This is a genomic window from Streptomyces sp. NBC_00335 (assembly GCF_036127095.1).
In the GTDB taxonomy this organism is placed as follows: Bacteria; Actinomycetota; Actinomycetes; order Streptomycetales; family Streptomycetaceae; genus Streptomyces.
Genome location: NZ_CP108006.1, coordinates 316,747 through 340,462 on the forward strand (window position 1 = coordinate 316,747; position 23,716 = coordinate 340,462).

Annotated in this window: 20 protein-coding genes; 15 read left to right on the plus strand and 5 right to left on the minus strand. The window is 72.3% G+C overall.

Annotation, left to right across the window (positions count from 1 at the left end; all coding sequences use genetic code 11):
- The first annotated feature begins 195 nt into the window (after positions 1–195).
- Entirely contained in the window at positions 196–1,932 is a 1,737-nt protein-coding gene (locus tag OHA37_RS01470; RefSeq protein ID WP_266901595.1) for a glycosyltransferase family 2 protein, read from the plus strand.
- A gap of 14 nt (positions 1,933–1,946) precedes the next feature.
- Positions 1,947–5,033 (plus strand): SGNH hydrolase domain-containing protein, encoded by a 3,087-nt coding sequence (locus OHA37_RS01475; RefSeq protein WP_266901597.1) that lies wholly within the window; start codon positions 1,947–1,949, stop codon positions 5,031–5,033.
- A gap of 4 nt (positions 5,034–5,037) precedes the next feature.
- Here the strand turns inward: OHA37_RS01475 and OHA37_RS01480 are convergent, their stop codons facing one another.
- Positions 5,038–5,460, minus strand: coding sequence for a DUF6924 domain-containing protein (locus OHA37_RS01480; RefSeq protein WP_266901599.1), 423 nt, complete (start codon positions 5,458–5,460; stop codon positions 5,038–5,040).
- Positions 5,461–5,594: 134 nt separating this feature from the next.
- On the opposite strand from OHA37_RS01480, the gene OHA37_RS01485 reads away from it, so the two are divergent.
- Positions 5,595–6,323, plus strand: coding sequence for an SOS response-associated peptidase (locus tag OHA37_RS01485; protein ID WP_266901601.1), 729 nt, complete (start codon positions 5,595–5,597; stop codon positions 6,321–6,323).
- A gap of 361 nt (positions 6,324–6,684) precedes the next feature.
- Positions 6,685–8,514: an IPT/TIG domain-containing protein gene (locus OHA37_RS01490; RefSeq protein ID WP_266901603.1), complete on the plus strand. Its 1,830-nt coding sequence runs from the start codon at positions 6,685–6,687 to the stop codon at positions 8,512–8,514.
- Positions 8,515–8,612: 98 nt separating this feature from the next.
- Here OHA37_RS01490 and OHA37_RS01495 read toward each other — a convergent pair whose 3' ends face one another.
- Positions 8,613–9,236, minus strand: a complete 624-nt coding sequence (locus OHA37_RS01495; protein WP_266901605.1) for a TetR/AcrR family transcriptional regulator — start codon at positions 9,234–9,236, stop codon at positions 8,613–8,615.
- 148 nt (positions 9,237–9,384) lie between these two features.
- On the opposite strand from OHA37_RS01495, the gene OHA37_RS01500 reads away from it, so the two are divergent.
- Positions 9,385–10,887, plus strand: coding sequence for an APC family permease (locus OHA37_RS01500; RefSeq protein ID WP_266901607.1), 1,503 nt, complete (start codon positions 9,385–9,387; stop codon positions 10,885–10,887).
- Between the two features lie 8 nt (positions 10,888–10,895).
- Entirely contained in the window at positions 10,896–11,777 is an 882-nt protein-coding gene (locus tag OHA37_RS01505; protein WP_266901609.1) for a carbon-nitrogen hydrolase family protein, read from the plus strand.
- Positions 11,778–11,820: 43 nt separating this feature from the next.
- Here the strand turns inward: OHA37_RS01505 and OHA37_RS01510 are convergent, their stop codons facing one another.
- From OHA37_RS01510 to OHA37_RS01520, 3 genes are read right to left on the minus strand one after another with little or no spacing between them, the layout of a single operon-like run.
- Complete coding sequence (locus tag OHA37_RS01510; RefSeq protein WP_266912441.1) at positions 11,821–12,573, minus strand: amino acid ABC transporter ATP-binding protein; 753 nt, start codon at positions 12,571–12,573, stop codon at positions 11,821–11,823.
- Between the two features lie 23 nt (positions 12,574–12,596).
- Positions 12,597–13,571: an ABC transporter substrate-binding protein gene (locus OHA37_RS01515; protein ID WP_266901611.1), complete on the minus strand. Its 975-nt coding sequence runs from the start codon at positions 13,569–13,571 to the stop codon at positions 12,597–12,599.
- Positions 13,568–14,737, minus strand: coding sequence for an LLM class flavin-dependent oxidoreductase (locus OHA37_RS01520; RefSeq protein ID WP_266901613.1), 1,170 nt, complete (start codon positions 14,735–14,737; stop codon positions 13,568–13,570). Before OHA37_RS01520 ends, OHA37_RS01515 begins: the two co-directional genes overlap by 4 nt.
- Positions 14,738–15,316: 579 nt before the next feature.
- Here OHA37_RS01520 and OHA37_RS01525 point away from each other — a divergent pair.
- The 9 genes from OHA37_RS01525 (at position 15,317) to OHA37_RS01565 (ending at position 23,621) form a co-directional block, all read left to right on the plus strand.
- Positions 15,317–16,303 carry an amino acid ABC transporter permease gene (locus tag OHA37_RS01525; RefSeq protein ID WP_266901615.1) on the plus strand — a complete coding sequence of 329 codons (987 nt, stop codon included), beginning with the start codon at positions 15,317–15,319 and terminating at the stop codon, positions 16,301–16,303.
- 212 nt (positions 16,304–16,515) lie between these two features.
- Complete coding sequence (locus OHA37_RS01530; RefSeq protein WP_266912443.1) at positions 16,516–17,475, plus strand: amino acid ABC transporter permease; 960 nt, start codon at positions 16,516–16,518, stop codon at positions 17,473–17,475.
- Positions 17,472–18,272 (plus strand): amino acid ABC transporter ATP-binding protein, encoded by an 801-nt coding sequence (locus tag OHA37_RS01535; RefSeq protein ID WP_266901617.1) that lies wholly within the window; start codon positions 17,472–17,474, stop codon positions 18,270–18,272. The genes OHA37_RS01530 and OHA37_RS01535 overlap by 4 nt, the downstream gene beginning before the upstream one ends.
- Positions 18,273–18,369: 97 nt before the next feature.
- Positions 18,370–19,392, plus strand: a complete 1,023-nt coding sequence (locus OHA37_RS01540; RefSeq protein ID WP_266901619.1) for a transporter substrate-binding domain-containing protein — start codon at positions 18,370–18,372, stop codon at positions 19,390–19,392.
- A gap of 52 nt (positions 19,393–19,444) precedes the next feature.
- Positions 19,445–20,221, plus strand: a complete 777-nt coding sequence (locus OHA37_RS01545; protein WP_266901621.1) for a GNAT family N-acetyltransferase — start codon at positions 19,445–19,447, stop codon at positions 20,219–20,221.
- 77 nt (positions 20,222–20,298) lie between these two features.
- Positions 20,299–21,345: an LLM class flavin-dependent oxidoreductase gene (locus tag OHA37_RS01550; RefSeq protein WP_266901623.1), complete on the plus strand. Its 1,047-nt coding sequence runs from the start codon at positions 20,299–20,301 to the stop codon at positions 21,343–21,345.
- A 73-nt stretch (positions 21,346–21,418) separates the two neighbouring features.
- Positions 21,419–21,808 carry a GntR family transcriptional regulator gene (locus tag OHA37_RS01555; protein ID WP_266901625.1) on the plus strand — a complete coding sequence of 130 codons (390 nt, stop codon included), beginning with the start codon at positions 21,419–21,421 and terminating at the stop codon, positions 21,806–21,808.
- Entirely contained in the window at positions 21,805–22,692 is an 888-nt protein-coding gene (locus OHA37_RS01560; RefSeq protein ID WP_266901627.1) for an ABC transporter ATP-binding protein, read from the plus strand. Before OHA37_RS01555 ends, OHA37_RS01560 begins: the two co-directional genes overlap by 4 nt.
- A complete protein-coding gene (locus OHA37_RS01565; protein WP_266901629.1) occupies positions 22,689–23,621 on the plus strand; it encodes an ABC transporter permease in 933 nt (310 codons plus the stop codon). Before OHA37_RS01560 ends, OHA37_RS01565 begins: the two co-directional genes overlap by 4 nt.
- Positions 23,622–23,716: the final 95 nt, after the last annotated feature.

Sequence of the window (23,716 nt, forward strand, 5' to 3'; positions counted from 1 at the left end):
ACTCCCCCGTGACCTGCATCTTCCCGGCGGGGGCGGTGTGGGCGGTCAAATAATCAGAGCACAGGTCTGGACCATATGAGATGCGCCAATCCCGTGGCCGATTGGCCTTGTTGGCCGCGCTGAAACAATTGGTCTATACCTTTGACGCTATGGTGGCCACCTGAAACAGGCGCAAAAACAGCTGTTGAGGGATTTATGACCTTGTCTCACCTTCCGCAACCTCCTTCCGACGAAGAGCTCTACTGGTACTTCGGCCCGCAACGGCGCTGGGTCCTGATCAGCACCAGCCTCGCCTTCGTCTTCACCGCCGCGACCATGTTCACCTTCGCGCTGCGCACCCCGGCCCTGTGGGCCTTCCTCGCCGTCCTGGGGCTCAACCTGGTGGCCCTCGTGCTCTCCTCGGTGAACAGCCTGCGCCAGCGCAGGCTGACCCGGCCCTCCCACGAGGTGCTCGTACGCGCCTGGCAGCCCGCCCGACTGCCGGGAGTGGACCTCTACTTGCCGACCTGCGGGGAGCCGCTCGCCATCCTGGACAACGCCTACCGCGCGGTCTCGGCCGTCGACTGGCCCGGCTCACTCACCACTTGGGTCCTGGACGACGCCGACCGGCCCGAAGTCGCCGCACTGGCGGCCTCGTACGGGTACGAGTACGTCGTACGGCCCGACCGGGGACACCTGAAGAAGGCCGGGAACCTCAATCACGCACTGACCCTGAGCAGTGCCGAGTTCATCGCCATCCTCGACGCCGACTTCGCACCCCGGCCGGACTTCCTGCGCCATCTCGTGCCCTATCTGGCCGACCCGGGCGTCGGGATCGTGCAGAGCCCGCAGTGCTTCGACACCGACGGCACCATGGGCTGGGTCCAGCGGGCCGCGGGCTCCGCCCAGGAGTGGTTCTTCCGCTGGATCCAGCCCTCCCGCGACGCCAGCGACGCCGCCATCTGCTGCGGCAGCAACGCCGTCTACCGGCGCGCCGCCATCGACCTGGCCGGCGGCTTCGCCCGCCTCGACCACAGCGAGGACCTGTACACCGGCCTCGCCCTGCACGCCCAGGGGTTCCGCACCGTGTACGTGCCGGTGCTGGTCGCCAAGGGCACCTCCCCCGACGAGGTCACCTCCTTCGTCAACCAGCAGTACCGGTGGGCGATGGGCAACCTCCACCTGCTCACCTCGCCCGTCCTGCGGGGCATGGGCGCGCCCTGGCGGATGCGGCTGTGCTTCTACGAGGGCATCGTCGGCTACCTGGCCGCCGCCGTGAACACCTTCGCGGCGCCGCTGCCGCCCCTGGTGATGATGTTCTGGTACCCGGACGACATCCGGCCCTGGCACGTGCTGCCGCTGCTCGCCCCGCTGTGGCTCTGGCACGTGCTGCTGCCGCGGATCAGCCGGACCCGCTGGCGGGTGGAAGTGATCCGGGCGAACGTCCTGACGAGCGTCGCCGCCGCCACCGCCTTCCTGCACACGCTGCGCGGCCGCAGCGCCGACTGGGTGCCCACCGGCACCCGGGGCCCCGCACGTTCCGGCGGGATGGCCCGCCGGGTGGTGGGCGTCTCGCTGATCTGGCTGGTCCTGTCCAACGGCGCGGCCGGGACGGGCCTGGCGCTGGCCGTGGCCCGCAACGGCTGGGAGCCCAACTGGGGTCTGCTCCTCTACTTCGTGGTGCAGTGCCAGATCAACGGCCCGCTGGTCCGCGACCTGATCGCCGAGCTGCGTCCGGGGACGCGCTCCGGGCGGGTGCGGACCGCCGCGGAGTCCGGCCCGGCTCCGGCCGGCGGCCGCCCGCGCAGCCTCGTACGGGCCTTCGCCGACCGCTCCCGCAGCGGCGTCCTGCCACGCCGCTGGCCCGAGACCCTCGCCGCCTCGGCGGTGCTCCTGCTCACCGGCCTGCTGGCATCCGGGTGGGTCAACCCCATGCTTCCCTGGCTGAGTTGAAAGGCTCCACCTCCATGCACTCCCCCGCACCACCTCCCTCACCCTCCCCCGCGCCGTCTCCCGCGCCGGCCACGCCGACGCCCGACGCACGGCACGACCCACCGCGCGCCGAGCCACCGCGCGACGCCGCCCCGCCGACCGGCCCCCCGGGCGCCCCGGCCCGCTCCGGCGGCGAGTCCGGGCCCAGCCCGCACCGCTCGGCGTTCCGGCCCGACATCGAGGGGCTGCGCGCCGTCGCCGTCCTCGCGGTCCTCGCCTTCCACGCCGGGGTTCCGGGTCTCGCGGGCGGATTCGTCGGCGTGGACGTCTTCTTCGTCGTGTCCGGCTACCTCATCACCGGCCTGCTCGTCCGTGAGGCGATCACCACCGGCCGGATCCGGCTTCTGGACTTCTTCTCCCGGCGGGCCCGTCGGCTCCTGCCCTCCGCCGCCGTCGTCCTCGGCGCGGTGGCCCTGGCCGGGGCCTGGCTGACCGTTCCGCTGCGGCGCGCCGACCTGGAGTACGACGTGGTCGTGGCGGCGCTCTCCGCCGCCAACTGGCGCTTCGTCGCGCAGCGGACCGACTACCTCGCCGCCGGGCAGGAGCAGAGCCCGCTGCTGCACTTCTGGTCCCTCGCTGTCGAGGAGCAGTTCTATCTCCTCTGGGCGCCGCTGCTCGCCCTGATCGTGCTCGGCACGGTACGGGCCGTGCGCCGTGGACGCGCCGTGCGCTCCGCCGTCGCCCTGGCGGCCGTACCGCTGGTACTCGCGTCGTTCGCGCTGTCGCTGCGCTGGACGGACCACTCCCCCTCCCTCGCCTACCTCGCCACGCCCTCGCGGGTCTGGCAGTTCGGGGCCGGGGCTCTGGTGGCCCTGCTGCCCTGGCACCTCATGCGCGGCCCGCGCCCGCTGCGGCTGCTGTGCGGCTGGGCCGGGGGTGCGGCGATCGTCTGGAGCGTCTTCGCGTACGACGCGGCCACGCCCTACCCCGGCCACGCGGCCCTGGTGCCGACCCTGGGTGCGGCAGCCGTGATCCTCGCCGCGATACCCGGCCGGGGCGAGCGCAGCACACCGGGGATCTACGGGATCGGCCGGCTCCTCGCCGGGCGCGGTCCCCGGGCGGTGGGGCGGCTCTCCTACAACCTGTACCTGTGGCACTGGCCGGTGCTCGTCTTCGCCGAGGCCCGCTTCGGCACGCAGGACTGGCCGGTGAAGGCCGCGCTCACCCTGGGCGCCGTCCTCCCCGCCTACGCGACCATGCGCTGGGTCGAGCAGCCGCTGCGCCGCAGCCGTACCGTCTCCGAACTCCCGCGCCGCGGGCTGTCGGTGGGCATCACGGCCGTGGTCATGCCGGTGCTCCTCGCGCTCGTGGTGGGCACCACGACGCTGAACCTGCTGGGTCCGGCAACGCCCGTCCAGATGGGCGGGCTGCCGCCGGGCGCCGCTTCCGGCCCGCACCTGCTCGCCCGTACGGGCTCCGCGCCGCTGGAGGCCGGTCCGGTCGTACCCGGCCCGGCGCAGGCGCGGGGGGACTTCCCGCCGGACGGGGAGTGCGAGGTGGCCCCGGCCGTGACGCGCAGCCCGGACTGCCTGTTCGGCGCGGTGGACAGCCCGGACCGGATCGTGCTGCTCGGCGATTCGCACGCCGGCCAGTGGTTCTCGGCGATGCTGGCCATGGCCGCGCAACGGGGCTGGGCACTGCAGGAGTTGGTCAAGCAGGGCTGCCCACTGCCGCAGCTTGCGGTGGACAGTCCCCAACTCGGCCGCGCCTACCGGGAGTGCGACACCTGGCGCGCCGACACCCTGGAGCGGCTGCGGGAGCAGCCGAAGCCCCGGCTCATCGTGATCTCCTCGCTCAACCGCTACACCTCCGATTCCGGACTCCTCGCCGAGGGCTGGGAGAAGACCCTCGAACCCCTGCGGGCGATCGGTGCGCCGATCGTCTACATCGAGGACACCCCCGTACCGGGTACGGACGTCCCCGCGTGCGTGTCCGGCAGCCCCGAGGAGCCCGCCGCCTGCGCGTTCAGCCGTACGCAGGCCCGGCAGCCCGATCCGCTGGCCCGGCTGATCGCCTCCGGCGCCCTGCCCGGCGTACGCGCCGTGAGCGTGAATCCGGTCCTGTGCCCGGGTGACGGGCCGACGTGCCCGGCCGTACTGGACCGCATCCTGCTCTACCGGGACGACGCCCACCTGACCAACGTGGCGGTCGTCGTACTGACCCCCCGGCTGGAACGGCTGCTCACGGATTCCGGGGCGCTGCCCGCCGTGGGCGCAGCGGCTTCCGCGGCCGGGGAGGCCCGCTCGGCGGGGTGGACCGAGGTGTTCCGCGACGAGTTCGACGGCCCCGCGGGAAGCCCGCCGTCCGCCGCCAACTGGCTGCACGACATCGGAACTTGCTACCCGGGCTGCCCCGCGGCCCAGTGGGGCACGGGTGAGATCGAGACGATGACCGACTCGACCGACAACGTCCGCCTCGACGGCAAGGGCGCACTGGAGATCGTCCCCACCCGTACGGACGACGGCGCGTGGAGCTCGGGCCGCATCGAAACCCGGCGCGCCGACTTCGCGGCCCCGCCCGGCGGAACCCTGCGGATCGAGGCGGCGATCGCCCTGCCCGGGGTGACCGGCGCCAAGGCGGCGGGTTACTGGCCGGCGTTCTGGACCCTCGGGGCGCCGCTGCGCGACGGGTACACGGGCTGGCCGGGCGTCGGGGAGCTCGACATCATGGAATCGGTCAACGGCCGGGACAGCGTCTTCGCCACCATGCACTGCGGCACCCTCGAAGGCGGCCCGTGCCGGGAACCGGCGGGCCTGAGCTCGGGCCCCCAGCCGTGCGGGGACTGCCGTACGGGCTTCCACACGTACGCCGTCGAGGTCGACCTCTCCCCCGGGGCCGAGGAGGTGCGCTGGTACCTGGACGGCCGGGTGCACCACCGGGTGGCGGCCTCCCGGATGGACCCGGACACGTGGAAGCGGGCGGTGGACCACGGCCTGTTCCTGATCCTCAACGTGGCCATCGGCGGCGGCCTCCCCCTGGCCGACGGCGCGACCCCGGGCCCGGACACCGAACCGGGCCACCCGATGCGGGTCGACCGGGTGACCGTTTCCACGCGGCGGTGAGGCGTCAGTCCCCGCCGAAGCCGCGGAAGGTCCCTGAGCCATCGGCCAGGTCGGCGTACTCCGCAAAGTCCATGTTCGAGAGGCTGAGGTTGGCCGAGACCGCGGGAAACCAGCGGACCGGAACCCTGAACGTCCGTCCCGGTTCGATCCAGAGGTCCACGGCCAGGAGCGGGTGGACCGGGTCGTCCATCGCGGTGGCGTCCGCCAGGAACAGGTGGGTGATCCCTACCTGTTCTTCCGCGGCGGCCGCTTCGTCCACCAGCGCCCGGACGTCCGCCTGCGCGAAGCGGAGGTCGCTCACATGCGTGGCGTGGCTCCACTCGTCGGCGCCCTCGACCGCGGCCCGCAGGGCGTCCCAGGCTCCCTCGTCGCCGAAGTGGGTGCGCAGCACCAGCGACGTCAGGTCATGGGGCTGAGGCAGGGGCATGGGGCCGATGCTCCCACCCGGCGCTGACATCGGCCGGACGCCGCCCCGGGCCGCCGGACGGGGTCTGCCGGCCGGCAGCCCCCGTCCGGCGAGCTCTGCCCCTCCCCGCCCGGGAAGAGTGGGACAGTGGAGGCATGTGTGGTCGATATGCCTCCACCCGGGCACCCGAAGACCTTGCCGGCCTCTTCGATGCCCGGCTCGATCCCGGCCGGGAGCTGGGGCCCTCGTGGAACGTCGCGCCCACCGACGAGGTGTGGGCGGTACTGGAGCGCGCCGACCGGGAGACCGGGGAGCTCGGGCGGCAGTTGCGTCCCGTGCGGTGGGGTCTGGTGCCGTCCTGGGCCAAGGACCCCGCCGTGGGATCCCGGATGATCAACGCGCGGGTGGAAACCGTCCACGAGAAGCCGGCCTACCGGCGGGCCCTGGCCAAACGCCGGTGCCTGCTGCCCGCGGACGGGTTCTTCGAGTGGGTCGCCGTACCCGCCACCGGTACGGCCAAGGCCTACAAGCAGCCCTACTTCATCCGGCCCGAGACCGGCTCGGTCATGGCCATGGCCGGGCTGTACGAGTTCTGGCGCGACCCGGCCGTCACCGACCGGGACGACCCGGACGCCTGGCTGACCACGGCCACGATCATCACCACCGAGGCCACCGACGCGGCCGGCCGCATCCATCCCCGGATGCCGCTCGCCCTCGACCCCGGCGACTACGAGGCCTGGCTCGACCCCTCCCACGAGGACACGACGGATCTGCGGGCCCTGCTCCACACCCCCGCCGGCGGCCGGCTCGCGGTGACCGCGGTCTCGACCGCCGTCAACAGCGTCCGCAACAACGGCCCCCAGCTCCTCGACCCGGCCGGCTGAAGGCACCGGGCCGAGGCACCGGCCGACGGCAGCGGCTGACGACACCGGCTGAGGCACCGCGACACGACAACCTCGCATCCTCTCGGATATCCGTACGAGTGTGGTGGCCGATTTCGGGGTTTCCAACGGTTTGGCGGGACGATCCGGCATTTGCCGCCCGCCGCGCCCCGGCCGCTGCGATGCTTCCGCCGGTATCACCGGGCCGCCGTCCTCCAACGGGCCCCGGAATACCGGCGATCGGGCGGCGCCGCCGGAGCAAGCTGCACTCGGGCGGTTCGTCGTACGGGAGCGTCCGGCCGCGGCTTCCCGGGAGTATGCGACTCCGGCCGCTGCCGGGCGGAGGCGAGAGGGGGAGACTTCGATGTCTTCGACTGCTGTGTTACACGGACCGCGCGCCCCGTGGCGGCGCCGGCTGCTGGCGGTGGCCGCGTCCTCGGCGCTGGCCGCGGGCGGTCTGACGGTTCTGGCGCCCCCGGCGTCGGCGGAGGGGGTGTGCGCCGCCCCGGTCCTGGTGGGTGCCACGACCACGATCACCTGCTCGGCGGGGGGTTCCGGAAGCGTCACCGTGCCCGACGGAGTCTCCAGCGGTGTGGTGACCCTGGACGGCGCCGGGGGCGGCAGCGCCGCCGACGGCACCGCCGGCGGCAAGGGCGCGCACCTCGTCGCGACCGTCCCGGCCACGCCCGGACAGACCTTCAACGTGACCGTCGGCCGGCGCGGTGCCAACGGGGCGTCCAGTGCCCAGTTCGGCGTGCCGGGATCGGGCGGCGCCCTGGTCGCGGTGACCACGGCCACGGGCGCGCCGCTGCTGACGGCCGGTTCGGGCGGCGGCGCGGGCGGAGCGGGCATCGGCTCCCCGGCCTACCCGGGAGCGGCCGGCGGTGACAGCGGCAGACCGGGCGCCGACGGCAACGGCCTGGTCCCCGACGCGCAGGGCGGTACGGGCGGCGGCCCGGGCACCGCCGCGGCCGGCGGGGCCGCGGGGACCGGAGGTCCCGGCACCGACAACGAGGGCCCGAACGGCTCCCCGGGCGCGTACCCGAACGGCTCCGGCGGCTCCGCCGCCCAGGGCGTGTTCAGCCCGACCGGCGCGGGCGGCCGCGGCGGAGCCGGGTACGGCGGCGGCGGCCGGGGCGGGGGCGGCGGCAGATACGGCGCCACCGGTGGTGGCGGAGGAGGCGGTGGCGGCGGATCCAGCCTGGTCTCCGGGACGGTTTCCGGCTCGTCCGTCACCCTGACCGAGGGCGCCAACGCCGGAGACGGCCGGATCGTGTTCGCCTTCACCCTCCCGCCGACGGTCACGGCCGTCGGCCCGGCCGCCGGACCCACGGCCGGCGGTACGGCCGTGACGGTCACCGGCACCAATCTGACGGGCGCCGTCCTCACCTTCGGTGCGGGCAACCCCGCCACCGACGTCACGTGCACGGCGACCTCCTGCACCGCCACCGCTCCGGCCGGAACCGGCGCCGTGGACGTACAGGCCACCACCGCCGGCGGCACCAGCAGCCCCTCCCCCGCCGGCCGGTACACCTACGTACCCGTCCCCGTGGTGACCTCGCTCAGCCCCGCCGTCGGCACGACGGCCGGCGGTACGGTCGTCACCGTCAGCGGCACCGGTCTGGACGGCGCCACCGCGATCGTCTTCGGCTCGGGCAACCCGGCCACCAACCTCTCCTGCACCCCCACGTCCTGCGCCGCCACCGCGCCCGCCCACGCCGCGGGCACCGTGGACGTCCAGGTCACCACGGCCGGCGGCACCAGTGCCGTGACCGGCGCGGGCCGGTACACCTATCAGCTCCCGCCCGCCGACATCGACGTCGACCTGACCGCACAGCCGGGCTTCAGCCTGCTGGTCCCCTACCTCTCCTACACCCTGACCGCCCGCAACACCGGTCCCGGTACGGTCACTTCGGCGACACTCACCGCCACCCTGCCGTCGGGTGCGTCCGCGAACACCCTGTCCCCGGGTTGCACGGCCGCCGGGTCCACCGTGACGTGCGTCTACGGGACCATCGCCTACGGCGCCACCGCCACCAAGACGTTCCGGGTACCGCTGGGCCTGCTCTCGCTGGGCCGCGTCTCGGTCTCCGCCACCCGCACGGCGTCCGCGCCGACCGACCCCGGCCCGCTCAACGACAGCGCGACCGCCAGCTGCACGGTCGTCTCCGTCCTCCTGGCCACCTGCCCCTGACCCGGCGCCGGCGTCGCCGCCCACGCGACGCCCCGCACGCATGACGGCCGCCGGCCCGCCTCGTCACGAGGCGGGCCGGCGGCGCGTCCGGGCCGTACTCAGGAGGGGTCGGCCGGTTCCTGCCCGGTCAGCTCGTGGCCCGTGACGGCGCGGGCGTAGGAGCGCAGGGCGGCGATGACCTCGGTGCGCGTGCGCCGCCCGGCGAGGACCTCCATCTGGTAACCGTCCTCCATGGCGACGAAGTTCGCGGCGAGCAGGCGGGGAGGATCCTGGAGCAGGAAGTGCCCCTGGGCCTGCCCGAGCACCAAGATGCCGGAGTAGACGGCGATCTGGCGTTCCGTCAGCGCGCTGTCGAGGGCCGCCGCCCGGGCGTCGCGCAGGCAGCGCGGCCAGTATTCGAAGAGCAGCCGGGTCAGCGCGTCGTCGGGGCCGCCGGCGACTCCGTGATCGATGCAGGCCCGCAGTTTGTCGCGGGCGTCCTCGAAGCGGTCGGCGGCCTCCTCGCGCTCCTGGCTGTAGCGCTCGATGGCCTGCTGGTACGTGGCGTGGACGAGGGCGTCCAGATCGCCGTAGTAGAGCACCGCGGCGGGGGTGACCCCGGCCTGATCGGCGACGTCGCGCAGCCGCAGGCCCTCCAGTCCGCGTACCAGTACGGCGCGCTCCACCGCCTTGCCCAGCTCGGCCCGGCGGCTCTCCTTGCCGGTCCCCTTCCTGGCTGCCACGCCATCTCCTCCAGAGGTTGATCATCTAAATCTCGATTTAACGATATCGCTCGATCTATTGACGGTCCAGGAGGCCGGGGTCTTAAATCTCGGTTTAACGCAGCGGCTCAGGCTCTGCGCACCACACCTGCGGCGTCCAGGAGGCATCATGACCAACCCGACCGACACCGGGACCAGAACCGGGCCGGCGCCCGCCCCCGTCGGCAAGGGGCTGCGCGGCGGCTCCGTGGGCCTGCTCGCCTCCGTCACCCTCGGGCTGTCGTCCGTGGCGCCGGCCTACAGCATCGCCGTCACCCTCGGCTTCGTGACGCTCGCCGTGGGAGACCTGGCTCCGGCCGCCCTGCTCCTGGGATTCGTACCGATCCTGCTCACCGCCTTCGCGTTCCGCGAGCTGAACCGCGAGATGCCGGACTGCGGCACCAACTTCGTGTGGACCACCCGCGCCTTCGGGCCGGTGGCCGGCTGGTTCACCGGGGGCTGGGTCGTCATCGTCGCCACCCTCATCGCGATGACCGCACTGTCCCAGGTCGGCGCCGTGTACCTGCTGGGCCTGCTCGGCCTGCACTCCCTCGCCGAGAACGACGTCGTCGTCACGGTGACCGCCCTCCTCCTGCTGGCCGCGTGCACCTTGGTCTCCGTCCGGGGACTGCACCTGGCGGCCTCCGTGCAGTACGTGCTCCTCGGCCTGCAAATGGCGGCCCTGCTCGGTTTCGGCGCGGCCGCCTTCGCCCACGACGGCGCCGCCACCCCCTCGCTGGAGTGGCTCGACCCCAGCGCCTTCGACGGATTCGGGCCCTTCGCCGAAGCCGTCCTGCTCTGCCTGTTCATCTACTGGGGGTGGGACTCGCTGCTCGCGGCGAACGAGGAGACCCGCAACGGCGAGCGCGTGGCCGGTCAGGCCGCCGTCATCTCGACGCTCCTGCTGCTGGGCACCTACCTGTTCACCGCGTTCGCGGCGATCAGCTTCGCCGGCACCGGCACCACGGGCCTGGGACTGGGCAACCCGGAGAACGCCACCGACGTCCTCACGACCCTCGCGCCTCCCGTACTCGGCGGGGCCCTCGCCAAGGTGATGCAGCTCGCCGTCTGCGTCTCGGCGGTCTCGGCCCTGCTCACCTGCCTCGTCGGCAATTCCCGGGGCACCTTGTCCATGGCCGCCCACGGCGCCCTGCCCCGCGTCTTCACCCGGATCCACCCCCGGCACCGCACGCCCGCCTTCGGCACCCTGGCCTGCGGCACGGCAGCGGCCGGCACCCTGATCCTGCTCCGGCTCGTCTCCGCGGACATCCTCGGCGACGCCGTCCTCTGCGTCGGGCTGCTCATCGCCTGCTACTACGGCACCACCGCCCTGAGCTGCGTCTGGTACTTCCGGCGGAGCCTGCGGGACTCCCCGCGCGACCTCCTGCTGCGCGGCGTCCTGCCCCTGCTGGGCGGCGTGCTGATGCTGGCGGCCTTCGCCCGCAGCGCCTACGACATGTACGACCCCGCGTACGGGACCACCTCCTTCCACGGCGTCGGCGGGGTCTTCCTCCTCGGCGCCGGCACCATCGCCGCGGGCGCCCTGGCCCTGCTGCTCGCCCGCACCCGGTTCCGCCGCTTCTTCCGCGAAGGCCGCACGTCGGTCGCCGCGCTCACCATCACCGAGGACTGACCACACCCATGCGCACTCTCGCCATCGCCGCCCTGCAGACCACGCCCGTGGCCCACGACCTCGAAGCGAGCCGACAGCGCTTCAGCGACCAGGTCCGCGCCACGCACGAGCTCTTCCCCCACGTCCAGCTCGTCGTCGCCCCCGAGCTCCTGCTCGCCGCCGAGGGCCCGCTGCTGCGGCCCGCCCCCGACGACTGGATGGAGCAGGCGGCCGTCACCATCCCCGGCCCGCTCACCGACCGGATCTGCGACCTCGCCAGGGAGACCGGGCTGTGGCTGGTCCCGGGGAGCCTCTACGAACGAGCGGAGGACGGCCACATCTACAACACGGCCATAGCGGTCTCGCCCGAGGGTGAGATCGTCGCCCGCTACCGCAAGGTCTTCCCCTGGCAGCCGTACGAAAAGGCCCGCCCCGGCCACGAGTTCACGGTCTTCGACCTCCCCGGGATCGGGCGGGTGGGCCTGGCCATCTGCTATGACGGCTCCTTCCCGGAGACGGTCCGCCAACTCGCCTGGCTGGGAGCGGAGATCGTCATCCAGCCCACCCTGACGCCCACCCGGGACCGGGAGATGGAACTGGTCTGCGCCCGCGCCAACGCCTGGACCAACCAGGTGTACGTGGTCAACGTCAACGCCGCCGACCCGGCCGGGGTCGGCGCCAGCGCGATCGTCGACCCCGAGGGCACCGTCCGCCAGCAGGCCGGACCCGGCGAGGAGGTGCTCGTCGACGTCCTGGACCTCGACACCGTCACCCGGGTGCGCCGCTACGGCTCCACCGGAATCAACCGGCCCTGGAGCCAGCTGGCCCGGCACGGGGAGTCGATCGCCCTCCCGATGTACGGCGGCGCGGTCTTCCGTACACCGCACTGGCTGCAGGACGGGACCGCGTAACCGCTCCCCGCCCCGGCCGGATCCGACCACGTGATCTGGTCCCTCACCACATCTTGGCGAGGAAGGCGCGGGTGCGGGGGTGCCGCGGGTCGTCCAGGACGGCCCCGGGCGCTCCCTGCTCCACGACGACCCCGCCGTCCATGAAGACGACGGTGTCGGCGGCCTCCCGGGCGAAGCCGAGCTCGTGGGTGACGACGAGCATCGTGGTTCCGGTACGGGCCAGGTCCTTGATGACGTCCAGGACCTCGCCGACCAGTTCCGGGTCGAGCGCCGAGGTCGGCTCGTCGAAGAGCAGCACCTTGGGTTCGAGGGCGAGCGCGCGGGCGATGGCGACCCGCTGCTGCTGCCCGCCGGACAGCTGGCGCGGGTAGGCGTCCGCCTTGTCGCTCAGCCCCACGCGCTCCAGCAGCCGGCGGGCCGTCGCCCCGGCCTCCTCCCGTGTCCGGCGCAGCGCGGAGACGGGAGCCTCGACGAGGTTCTCCAGCACCGTGAGGTGCGTGAAGAGGTTGAAGTTCTGGAAGACGAACCCGATGTGGGTCCGCTGTTTCAGCACCTCCTTCTCTTTGAGTTCGTGCAGCTTGCCCCGGTGGCCGCGGTAACCGATGAGCTCGCCGTCGACGCTGATCCAGCCGCGGTCGACCTTCTCCAAGTGGTTGATGGTGCGCAGGAGCGTGGACTTCCCGGAGCCGGAGGGGCCGAGGATCACGGTGACTTCCCCGGCGCGGACCTTCAGGTCGACCCCGCGCAGCACTTCCAGGGGTCCGAAGCTCTTGTGGACGCCCCGGACCTCGACCATGACCCGTTCGGGTGCGGGCTCGCTCACGTGTGCTCGGGCGGGTTGATCTGCGAGGTGTCGATCGCGGAGGGAGTGGTGCCCCATTTCTTCAGGATCCGCGCGTAGGTGCCGTCCTTGATCAGCTCGTTGACGGCCGCCTGGAACGCGGGGGTGAGCGGGGAGCCCTTCTTGAAGGCGAACCCGACGTCGAGGCGGTGGTACTCGCCGAGGAAGGTCGTCTGCGCGGCGGGCTGCGCGGCCTGGTGGCGCAGGCCGTTGATGGTCGACATGACGACGTCGATCCGGCCCTGCTGGAGGGCCGTGGTCACGGCCCCGGACTCGGAGAAGACCTTGACCTCGTACGGCTTCTTCCCCGCGGTGGCGCAGACCTCCTTCTGCCGGGTGAGGGTCTTCTCGAACGTCGTGCCCGCGCCGGTGCCGATGGTCAGCCCGCACAGCTGGGTGAGGTCGGAGACCTGGCCGGTCAGTGCGGTGTTGCCCGTCCGGACGGCGAAGCCCTGGCCGTCGTTGATGTAGGTGACGAAGTCGACGGACTTCAGGCGTTCGGTGGTGACGCCGAAGTTGCCCGTGCCCACGTCGTACTTGCCGCTGCCGAGGGCGGGGAGGATCGTCTCGAAGGAGGCGTCCTGCCGCTCCAGCTTCACGCCGAGGACCTTGGCCACGGCGGCCGCGATGTCGATGTCCTGGCCGGCGGGCGGCTTGTCCTGCCCGTTCGGGTAGTACGCCGACGGAGGGGATCCGACGGAGCCGCCGAGCCGCAGGCTGCCCGCCTTGCGGACCTCGGCGGGAAGCAGGGCGGCGATCGGCTCCAGGGTCCGTACCCCGGCGACCGGATCGTCGGCCGGCGCGGGAGAGGCGAGGGCGGCGGCCGACGGAGCGGATCCGTCACCGGAGCCGCAGGCCGTCAGGGTGGCCAGCAGGGGAAGGGCCGTCAGGAGTACGAGCGCGGTGCGCAGGCCTCCTCCGAGCCCGGCGCCCTTGTTCACCAGGGGGCTCATCCGCGGACCGCCGTCAAGGTCTGGCGCGGGAAACCGGCCTCGGGCCGGGCATCGCGTACGGCGTCCCGCGCGGCGTCACGCTTCGCCACCTCCTCGCGGACGAGCGGGATCACGTACCGGCCGAAGTCGACGGCGTCGCCGAGGAGGTCGTAGCCCCGGGCCGACAGGATGTCCACGCCGAGGTCGTAATAGTCCAGCAGTGCCTGGGCCACCGTCTCCGGGGTGCCGACCAGGGCGTTGGAATTGCCCGCGCCCCCGGTGGCGGCCGCCGTCGGCGTCCAGAGCGCCCGGTCGTAGCGCTCCCCCGCCTCGGCGATGGCGATCAGCCGCTGCGATCCGGTGTTCTGAGGGGCCGTGGCCTCGGACACCCCGTTGCGGTGGCGCTGTACGGTCCCCGCCCGCCTGCGCTCCCGGATGGCGCCGACCGTGCGGTGGGCCTTCTCCCAGGCCAGCTCCTCGGTCGGGGCGATGATCGGGCGGAACGCGACCTGGATGCGGGGCGCGTCTGTGCGGCCCGCGGCCCGCGCGGCGTCCCGTACGGCCTCGATCTGCTGGGCCGTCTGTTCCAGGGGCTCACCCCACAGGCAGTAGATGTCGGCCTCCGCGCCTCCGGCCGCGTAGGCGGCGGGCGAGGAGCCGCCGAACGAGACCTTCGGGTGGGGCTGCTGGACGGGGAAGACGTCGCTGACGAAGTCGTGGAAGCGGTAGTGCTCGCCTTCGTGGTCGAAGGGCTCGTGGGTGGTCCAGATCTTCTTGACGATGCGGATGTACTCGCGGGTGCGGGCGTAGCGCTCGTCCTTGGTGAGGACGTCGCCTTCGCGGCCCTGCTCGTGGTCGTTGCCGCCGGTGATGAAGTGGACGGCCAGTCGGCCGTCGCTGATCTGGTCGAGGGTCGCGAAGGTCTTGGCGGCGTAGGTGGGGTAGGAGACGTTGGGCCGGTGGGCCAGCAGGATCTGCAGGCGATCCAGCTTGCTCGCGATGAACGCGGCGGCCGGCGCCGGGTCCGGGGTGCCGGAACCGTAGGCGAACAGCACCCGGTCCCAGCCGTGCTCCTCGTGCGCCCTGGCGAGTCTGAGCGTGTAGTCCTTGTCGAAGGCGGCGCCGGATCGTGCGGTGGTTTCGGAGCCGTCGTTGGTGGCGGCTATGCCGAGGAACTCCACGGGCATGGGTGTGGCCTTTCGGAAGGTGCGGCGGATCGCGGCAGGGCAGGGTGAACCACCCCCCGGCACGGCGATGCGGGCGTGACGACGCTGGGCGAGGGAAGCAGGTGCGGCGGCAGCGCGCGTCCGGGTTCGCGACAGCCCGGCCCGGCGGCGGCCACAGGGCCCGCAGGACGGGTGCGCAAAGGGAATTCTCGGCCCGCGACGGGGTCACCGAGGGAGGGAAGGGCCGGTCAGACGGCCCGCTGCCGCGTCAGGCGCAACAGGCCGCGGACCACACCCGACCGAAGTCGATGTAGTCGCGCGAGACCAGGCGCTGATGGGCGTTCATGCGACTACTTGAACAGTACGGAGCGCTCTTCGTCAAGCAACGGACCGGATGGCGGACGGGCCCGACCGCCCCCGGACCGCGCACTGTTGACACGTTCGTGCGGTCGGCGCATACGATCGGCGGCGTTCCGGCTCCGCGCTGCGCGCGGGCCGGTCCGGCCGTGTTGAGGGACACGGCGAGCGTGACGGCGACCGTACCCGTGCCCGGCATCCCCTGCCGCGCCCGGGATCCCTCCCACTCTCCGGAGCACCCCCATGACCACCGTTTCCGACGTCTCCGACGCGCCCCGCGTGTCCGACGGGTTCCCCGTGTCCGCCCCCGGCGCGGAGCCGCCGCCGATCGTGCCCCGCCGGCGCCCCGGCCGCCGGTTGTCCGCCGCCGCCGCGCTGCTGGTCTTCGCGACGGTGCTGGTCTCCGTCGTCCGCAACGACGCCTTCCAATGGGGCCTGGTGGGGCAGTACTTCACCACCTCCGCCGTGCTCGACGGGCTGCTGCTGACCCTCTGGCTGACCGGCGTGGTGATGGTGCTCGGGTTCCTGCTCGGCACCGTGCTCGCCGTGATGCGACTGTCGGCCAACCCCGTCCTGCGCACCCTGAGCTGGGGCTACGTGTGGATCTTCCGGTCCACGCCGCTCCTGGTGCAGCTGCTGTTCTGGTTCAACATCGGCGCCCTGTACCCGACGCTCGGCCTGGGCATCCCCTACGGCCCCCAGCTCTTCACCGTCACCACGGTGAACCTGCTCGGCCCGACCCTCACCGCCGTCATCGGCCTGACCCTGCACGAGACCGCGTACGCCGCCGAGGTGGTGCGCGGCGGCATCCTCTCCGTGGACCCCGGCCAGACCGAGGCCGCGCAGGCGCTCGGGCTGAGCAGGCGCCGCACCCTGTACCGGATCGTGGTTCCCCAGGCGATGCGCTCGATCGTGCCGACCGCCGGAAACATGCTGATCGGCACGCTCAAGGGCACCAGCATCGTCAGCGTGCTGGCCGTGCACGACCTGCTGTACTCGGTGCAGTTGGTCTACAACCAGAACTACCAGGTCATCCCGCTGCTGATGGTGGCCACCCTCTGGTACGTGGCCGTCACCACGGTGCTGAGCGCCGGCCAGTACTACGTGGAGCGGCACTACGCGCGCGGCAGCTCGCGCGGCCTTCCGCCCACGCCGCTGCGGCTGCTGCGCGTCCGGCTGGCCGGCCTGCGGGGCCGCCTGAACTCGGTGACCGCACCGGGCTCCCGCTGAGTTTCATTTCACCAAGAGGCGTTGTATGTACGGCGGATGAAATCGGAACATGATTTCACGCATCCCGATATCAAGGCCGTTGACACCCCTTCTCCGGGCTGCCTAGCTTACGCCGCAGACAAAGAGATATCGGCGGCCTCTCCTGTTCTGCTTGACGGCTGCTTTTCGATTCTGCTCCCATTCGAAGCCGTGGAGTGTCCTTGACCGAATCACTGCTCCTCTCCGCGCCCGCCGGCCCCTCCGGGCCACCAGGGCCGCCCGGGCCCGCCGAGCGGGTCCTGCCGCTGCGCCGGCCCGGGCGGTGGGTCGCCGGCGTCGTCGTCCTGGTGCTGGTTTCGCAGGCCGCCCACGGGCTGATCACCAATCCCTTCTACCAATGGGACCGCTTCGCGTACTGGTTCACCCGCCCGGTGATCCTGGAGGGGCTGCTCATCACCCTCCAGGTGGCCGCGTACAGTGCGGTCCTCGGCCTGGCCGGCGGCGTCCTGCTGGCCCTCGGACGGCTCTCGGGCAGCCCGGTGCTGCGCTCGGTGAGCTGGACCTACATCTGGCTCCTGCGCTCCGTGCCGCTGATCGTCGTCCTGCTCTTCCTCTACAACCTCAGCGCCCTGTACCCCACCCTCAGCATCGGCGTGCCGTTCGGACCCGCCTTCCTGACCTTCGACGAGTCGCGGCTCGCCACCGACATGGTGGTCGCGGTGGTCGGCCTGAGCCTCAGCGAGGCCGCGTACGCCGCCGAGATCGTCCGGGCCGGGGTGCTCTCCGTCGACCAGGGCCAGCACGAGGCGGCCGCGGCCCTGGGACTGCCCAAGCGGTACCAGTTCGCCAGGATCGTCTTCCCGCAGGCTCTCCGCTCGATCGTGCCCTCGTACGTCAACCAGCTGATCGGCCTGCTCAAGGCCACCTCCCTGGTCTTCTACGTCTCCCTGCTCGACCTGTTCGGCTCGGTGCAGAGCCTGGGCAGCACCTATCCCGGCGACGTGGTGCCGCTGCTGCTCGTGGCCACCGTCTGGTACGTGATCCTCACCAGCCTGGTCTCCGTCGTCCAGTACTACGTCGAGCGGCACTACGCCCGCGGAGCGCTGCGCACCCCCACGCCGACTCCCCTCCAGCGGGCCCGGACGGGCCTGCGCGACCTACGGATCCGCTACCGGAAGGAGACGGCCCGATGACCGGGAACGCGAGCGGCACCGTCGCCACGGCCTCCCGGCCGGCCGCGATCGAGGTGCACGACGTGCACAAGTGGTTCGGCGGCCGGCGGGTCCTCGACGGGGTGAGCCTGACCGTCGCGCCCGGCACCGTCACCGTGATCCTGGGGCGCTCCGGATCGGGCAAGTCGACCCTGCTGCGGGTCCTCAACCACCTGGAGAAGCCCGAGGCCGGCCACGTCAGCGTCGGCGGCGAACTGATCGGCGTCCAGCGGCACGGGGGCCGGCTCAAGGAGCTGAAGGAACGGGCGATCCTCGCCCAGCGCGGCCGGATCGGCTTCGTCTTCCAGAACTTCAACCTCTTCCCGCACCTGACCGTACTGGACAACGTCGCCGCCGCCCCGGTGGCCACGGGCAGGCTGTCCCGGCCGCAGGCTCAGGCCCTGGCGCAGGAGTTGCTGCGCCGCGTAGGGCTCGGGGACCGCGGCGGCGCCTACCCGCGACAGCTGTCCGGCGGGCAGCAGCAGCGGGTGGCCATCGCGCGGGCCCTGGCCCTGCGGCCCGGGGTCATCCTCTTCGACGAGCCCACGTCGGCGCTCGACCCCGAGCTGGTCGGCGAGGTGCTCTCCGTGATCAAGGACCTGGCCACCGGGGGCACCACCCTCGTGATCGTGACCCACGAGATCGGCTTCGCCCGCGAGGTCGCCGACGAGATCGTCTTCCTCCACGAGGGCCGCGTCGTGGAGCAGGGCCCGCCCGCGCAGGTGCTGGACCACCCCGCGCACCCGCGGACCCGGGAGTTCCTCAGCAAGGTGCTCTGACCTCCCTGCCCCGCCCCTTCCAGAGCTTTCCCTTCCCACCCACCGCTTTCCCCACCTCGGCCTTCCCCGCATCGCCGCACACCCGAAAGGCAACGCCATGCACCGCCCCTCCCTCCTGCGCAACAGACTTCTCCGCGGCCTCGGCGCCACGACCGCCGCCGTCGCCCTCGCCGCCGGACTCACCGCGTGCGGCGGCGACGCGAAGGCCACCGGCACCGAGGCGGGCTCCGGCAAGGTGACCATCGGCGCCGTCTCCAACGGGGCCGCGCAGCAGGCAGAACTGACCGTCCCCGTCGTCGAGTCCCTGCGCGCAAAGCTCCCGAAGGCCGTGCGCGACCGCGGTGAGCTGGTCATCGGGGTCGGCGCCCTGCCCGCCGGGTTCCCGCCCCTCACCTACGTCGGCACCGACCAGAAGACCATCACCGGCTCGGAGCCCGACCTCGGCCGGCTCGTCGCCGCGACCCTGGGTCTGAAGCCCGTGGTGAAGAACTCCACGTGGGAGAACCTCTTCGTCGGCATCGACAGCGGCAAGGTCGACGTGGCCTTCACCAACGTGACGGTCACCGAGGAGCGCAAGAAGAAGTACGACTTCGCGTCCTACCGGCAGGACAACCTGGCCTTCGAGTCCCTGAAGGAGAGCACCTGGGAGTTCGGCGGCGACTACCGCAACCTGGCGGGCAAGACGGTGTCGGTCAGCAAGGGCACCAACCAGGAGAAGATCCTCCTGGAGTGGCAGAAGAAGCTCCAGTCCGAGGGCAAGGACTTCACGGTCAAGTACTTCCCCGACGCCAACAGCGTCTACCTGGCCCTGAGCGGCAAGAAGATCGACCTCAACTTCGGCCCGAACCCGTCGATCGCCTACCACATCCCCCAGACCGCGAGCGGCAACGCCCCGACCCGCAAGGCCGGTTCGTTCTCCGGCGCCGGCGAGACCCTCCAGGGGCTGATCGCCGCGACCGCGAAGAAGGACAGCGGACTGGCCGAGCCCGTGGCCCAGGCCATCAACCACCTCGTCGGAACCGGCCAGTACGCGCAGCTCCTCAAGGCCTGGAACCTCTCCGACGAGGCCGTGACCACCTCCCAGGTCAACCCGCCCGGCCTGCCCCTCACCAACTCCTGACCCCGCGGCCGTCCCCGGCCCGGGCACCCCACGGAAGGAGGGTTCCGCCCCCATGAGCACGAGCACCACCACCCCGAGCCCGGTGACCTCAGGGATCCCGGCGGCCCCGGCGGCCCCGCACGTCCTCGACAACCCGGCCTGGGCCTCGCTGTCCGGCGCGCACGCGGCCTTCGCCGTGCGGGCCGGCGGCCGCGCCGCCCGCTACGCCCCGGACGTCGCCGTGTTCTCCGCGATCTCCGATCCGGCCGACCCCCGGTCCTGGGACGCGCTGCGCTCCCTGGCCGGCTCCGACGGGATCGTCGCGCTCTCCGGGGTGCTGACCCCGCCCCCCGGCTGGGAGACCGTCGGGTCCACCCCGGGGGTCCAGCTCGTCGACACCTCGCTGCGCGCCGAGCCCGCCCCCGAGGCGGTGCTGCTCGGGCCCGCGGACGTGCCCGAGGTGCTGGAGCTGATCGAGCTGACGAAGCCGGGGCCCTTCCTGCCCCGCACCGTCGAGTTGGGCACGTACCTCGGCATCCGGCACCGGGGCCGGCTGGTGGCCATGGCCGGGGAACGGCTGCGGCCGCCCGGCTGGACGGAGATCAGCGCGGTCTGCACCCATCCCGGCTTCCGCGGCCGGGGCCTGGCGACGCGCCTGGTCCGCGCCGTCGCCGCGGGCATCCGGGACCGGGGAGACGTGCCGTTCCTGCACACGGCCGCCGAGAACACCGGCGCCATCCGCCTCTACGAGTCGATCGGTTTCACCGTGCGCCACAGGCCCTTCTTCATGGCCTTCCGGGCTCCGGGCAGCGCAGACGACACGGATGACATTGCAGCCACACGTATTTAACAATTCCGAGTTCTTTTCATACTCCCGACATTTCCGCGTCCCGTATTCCGGGCATGCCCTTTCCGAGGAGCGCCGACGTGAAATTCCTGGCCATCACCCTGATCACGGACGGCACGGATCCGGCGACGGGCGCTCCGACCCCCACGCGCGAGCGGTTCCGGCAGGTCGTCGACGCGGCGCTGCTGGCGGATGAGCTCGGCTTCGACGGCTTCGGGGTGGGTGAGCGCCACGAGCGGCCGTTCCTGTCGTCCTCGCCGCCCGTGGTGCTCTCCCACATCGCCGCCCTGACCCGCCGCATCCGGCTCTACACCGCCGTGACCACCCTGAGCCTGCTCGACCCGGTGCGGGCGTACGAGGACTACGCGACGCTGGACCACCTCAGCGACGGCCGGCTGGAGCTGATGATCGGCAAGGGGAACGGCACCGCGCAGCGCGAGCTGTTCGACGTGACCCCCGAGGACCAGTGGGAGCGCAACTCCGAGGGCTACGAGCTGTTCCGGCAGATCTGGAGCGAGGACAAGGTGACGGCGCAGCCTCGCTTCCGGCCCGCGCTGACCGGCGCCGAGGTGCTGCCCCGGCCGTACCAGAAGACGCTGCGGGTCTGGCACGGAAGCGCCACGAGCCGGGAGTCCGTGGATCTCGCGGCGCGCTACGGCGACCCGCTCTTCTCCGCGAACGTCACCCATCCCATCGGCCCGTACGCCGCGTTGATCCGCCACTACCGCGAGCGCTGGGAGCACTACGGACACGATCCGGCGCACGCGGTCGTGGGAGCGGGCACGGCGGGCTTCCACACGGCGCCCACCTCGCAGCAGGCGGTCGCCGCGTACCGGCCGGCGTTCGCCCGGTACCTCGCGGCCCACGCCGCGCAGGGGCTGGATCCGGTGTTCCCGACCCTGGAGGACTTCGTCGAGCGGAGTTCGGCACTGATCGGCAGCCCCGAGCAGGTGATCGAGAAGGTGCACCGCTACCACGAGGAGTTCGGCCACACGGTCCTGCACCTCCAGGCCGAGCCCGGGGGGCTGACCGAGGCCCAACACCGGGACTCCCTGGCACTGTTCCAGTCACGGATCGCGCCGGTGCTGCGCCGCTCGATTCCGGACCCGGCGTTCGCGGTGAGGTAGCGGAGGACTGTTGACAGAAGCACCCTCCTGCACCACCCTTTCACTACTTGCCTAGTGAAAGGGTGGTGTTGTCGTGCTCGAGTACCGCATCGACCGGCGTAGCGGCATCGCCACGTACCTGCAGATCGTCCAGCAGACCAAACAGGCCCTGCGCCTGGGCCTGTTGGAGCCGGGCGACAAACTGCCGACCGCGCGCGAGGTCGTCGAGGCCACCGCCATCAACCCGAACACCGTCCTCAAGGCCTACCGCGAGCTGGAACGCGAGGGGCTCGTCGAGGCGAAGCGGGGCCTGGGCACCTTCATCCGCAAGTCCCTGGGCGGCGCGCCGGCGGAGTCGCCGCTGCGCGCCGAACTCGCCGACTGGGCGCGGCGGGCCCGGGAGGCCGGGATGGAGCGGGACGACGCGGCCGCGCTCTTCTCGGCCGTACTGGAAGAGCACTTCAAGGGGGACGAACGCGCATGACGCACACCGTGATCGAGGCGGACGGCCTCGGCCTGCGCTACGGACGCCGGGGAAGGTGGGCGCTGCGCGACTGCACCTTCCGGCTGCCCGAAGGCCGGGTCTGTGCACTCGTAGGACCCAACGGGGCTGGAAAGTCGACCCTGTTGGCGATCGCCGCGGGGCTCGTTTCCGCGACGGAGGGCCACCTCCGCTCGGTGCCGCGCGAGGAACTGGCCTTCGTGGCACAGGAAAAGCCGCTCTACCCGCAGCTCACCGTGGGCGAGACGCTGCGCATGGGCAGCGAGCTCAACCCCGGCCGCTGGGACGCGAGCAGGGCGGAACAGATCGTGGAGGCGGGGGACCTCGACCCGCACGCGAAGGTCCGTACCCTCTCCGGCGGGCAGCGCACCCGGGTCGCCCTGGCCCTGGCCCTCGGCAAACGCCCGGGCCTGCTCCTGCTCGACGAGCCGATGGCCGACCTCGATCCGCTCGCCCGGCACCGGCTCATGGGCACGCTGATGGCCGACGCCGCCGAGAACGGCACCTCGGTGGTGATGTCCTCGCACATCCTCACCGAGCTGGAGGGCGCCTGCGACCACCTCCTGCTGGTGGACGGCGGCCGGGTCCGCCTCGCCGGCCCCATCGACGAGGTCGGCGCCGCGCACCTGCTGCTCACCGGCCCCGCCGCCGCCCTCGACGAACTCTCCGCATCCCACACCGTCGTCGAGGCCCGCACGACGGGCCGCCAGCTCACGGCGCTCGTACGGCCGCGGGGCCCGATCGACAGCGGCACCTGGCAGACGACCCATCCGTCCCTGGAGGAACTCTTGCTCGCCCATCTGCGCGCGCCCGAAGCCCCGGCGCTCGCCGTGGACACCGATGTCACCGAGGGGGTGCCGGCATGAGCACGCTGACGCTGAAGGGGCCGTATTGGGTGGCGGCCCGCCAGCACCGGCGCGTGCTGTGGGCGGTGCCCATCCTCCTCGCCGTGGGCCTCGTCGTGATGGTCGCGCTGCGCGTGTGGAGCGCGTACCCAACCTACGACGCGATGCACCGGCCGCTCCTGACCCCGGGATACGACCTGCTCCGGGGATACATGCAGTCCGCGACCAGGGTCCTGGTGTTCCTCCCGCTGCTGGTGGGAGCCTTCGTCGCCGGTCCCATGATCGCCCGCGAGCTGGAGAGCGGGACCTGGCGGCTCGCCCTCACCCAGTCCACGACGGCGAAGGCCTGGCTCGGGTCGAAGGTGCTGGTTGCGGCCGCGGTCTCCGTGCTCGGCTCCCTCGCCCTGATCGGGATCTACCGCCTCGGATGGACCCAGGTTTCCGACACCTACGAGCTCTACTGGTACGAGCGCGGGGTGTACGCGGCCACCGGCCCGGTACTCGTCGCCTACTGCCTGCTCGGCGTGGCCATCGCAGCCCTCGTCGGTCAGCTGGTCCGGCGGACCCTGCCCGCCATGGCGGTCGCCGGCCTCCTGACCGGTCTCGTCCTGCTCGTTCTCAGCGCACTGCGGTGGTCCTTCCTTCCCGTAGTAGCCGTTACCGCTCCCTACACTGTGGACGCGGACTCGCTCCTGCCGCCCTCCGCCAAGAACATGGGCACAGGACTCACCCTTACCACCGGCGAGCGCGCGTCGGGGTACCGCTGCTTCCCGGAGCCCCCGACCTCCGGGGGCTGCCGCGACGACATGGACGCCACCGCTTCCTACGCCGATTTCCACCCCACCTCCCACTACTGGCCGACCCAGCTCATCGAAACCTCCATCGTCCTCGTCCTGGCCGCCGCCGTCCTCTACGCCGCCTTCCGCCTGGTGCAGAAGCGACACCCCTGAACCTCCCGCGAGCAGCGCGAACGGCCCGTTCGGCCCGGGGCGAAGGTCCCGGCCGGGCGGGTCCTGTGCTGCTCCGTTCGCGACCATCGCCGCTG

Bases quoted from the DNA above. Each gene is read 5' to 3' on its own strand.
- OHA37_RS01545 (WP_266901621.1), top strand. From the start codon at position 19,445: ATGAGCACGAGCACCACCACCCCGAGCCCGGTGACCTCAGGGATCCCG.
- OHA37_RS01500 (WP_266901607.1), top strand. From the start codon at position 9,385: ATGACCAACCCGACCGACACCGGGACCAGAACCGGGCCGGCGCCCGCC.
- OHA37_RS01560 (WP_266901627.1), top strand. From the start codon at position 21,805: ATGACGCACACCGTGATCGAGGCGGACGGCCTCGGCCTGCGCTACGGA.
- OHA37_RS01520 (WP_266901613.1), bottom strand. From the start codon at position 14,737: ATGCCCGTGGAGTTCCTCGGCATAGCCGCCACCAACGACGGCTCCGAA.
- OHA37_RS01505 (WP_266901609.1), top strand. From the start codon at position 10,896: ATGCGCACTCTCGCCATCGCCGCCCTGCAGACCACGCCCGTGGCCCAC.
- OHA37_RS01475 (WP_266901597.1), top strand. From the start codon at position 1,947: ATGCACTCCCCCGCACCACCTCCCTCACCCTCCCCCGCGCCGTCTCCC.
- OHA37_RS01470 (WP_266901595.1), top strand. From the start codon at position 196: ATGACCTTGTCTCACCTTCCGCAACCTCCTTCCGACGAAGAGCTCTAC.
- OHA37_RS01535 (WP_266901617.1), top strand. From the start codon at position 17,472: ATGACCGGGAACGCGAGCGGCACCGTCGCCACGGCCTCCCGGCCGGCC.
- OHA37_RS01485 (WP_266901601.1), top strand. From the start codon at position 5,595: ATGTGTGGTCGATATGCCTCCACCCGGGCACCCGAAGACCTTGCCGGC.
- OHA37_RS01525 (WP_266901615.1), top strand. From the start codon at position 15,317: ATGACCACCGTTTCCGACGTCTCCGACGCGCCCCGCGTGTCCGACGGG.
- OHA37_RS01510 (WP_266912441.1), bottom strand. From the start codon at position 12,573: ATGGTCGAGGTCCGGGGCGTCCACAAGAGCTTCGGACCCCTGGAAGTG.
- OHA37_RS01565 (WP_266901629.1), top strand. From the start codon at position 22,689: ATGAGCACGCTGACGCTGAAGGGGCCGTATTGGGTGGCGGCCCGCCAG.
- OHA37_RS01480 (WP_266901599.1), bottom strand. From the start codon at position 5,460: ATGCCCCTGCCTCAGCCCCATGACCTGACGTCGCTGGTGCTGCGCACC.
- OHA37_RS01490 (WP_266901603.1), top strand. From the start codon at position 6,685: ATGTCTTCGACTGCTGTGTTACACGGACCGCGCGCCCCGTGGCGGCGC.
- OHA37_RS01540 (WP_266901619.1), top strand. From the start codon at position 18,370: ATGCACCGCCCCTCCCTCCTGCGCAACAGACTTCTCCGCGGCCTCGGC.
- OHA37_RS01515 (WP_266901611.1), bottom strand. From the start codon at position 13,571: ATGAGCCCCCTGGTGAACAAGGGCGCCGGGCTCGGAGGAGGCCTGCGC.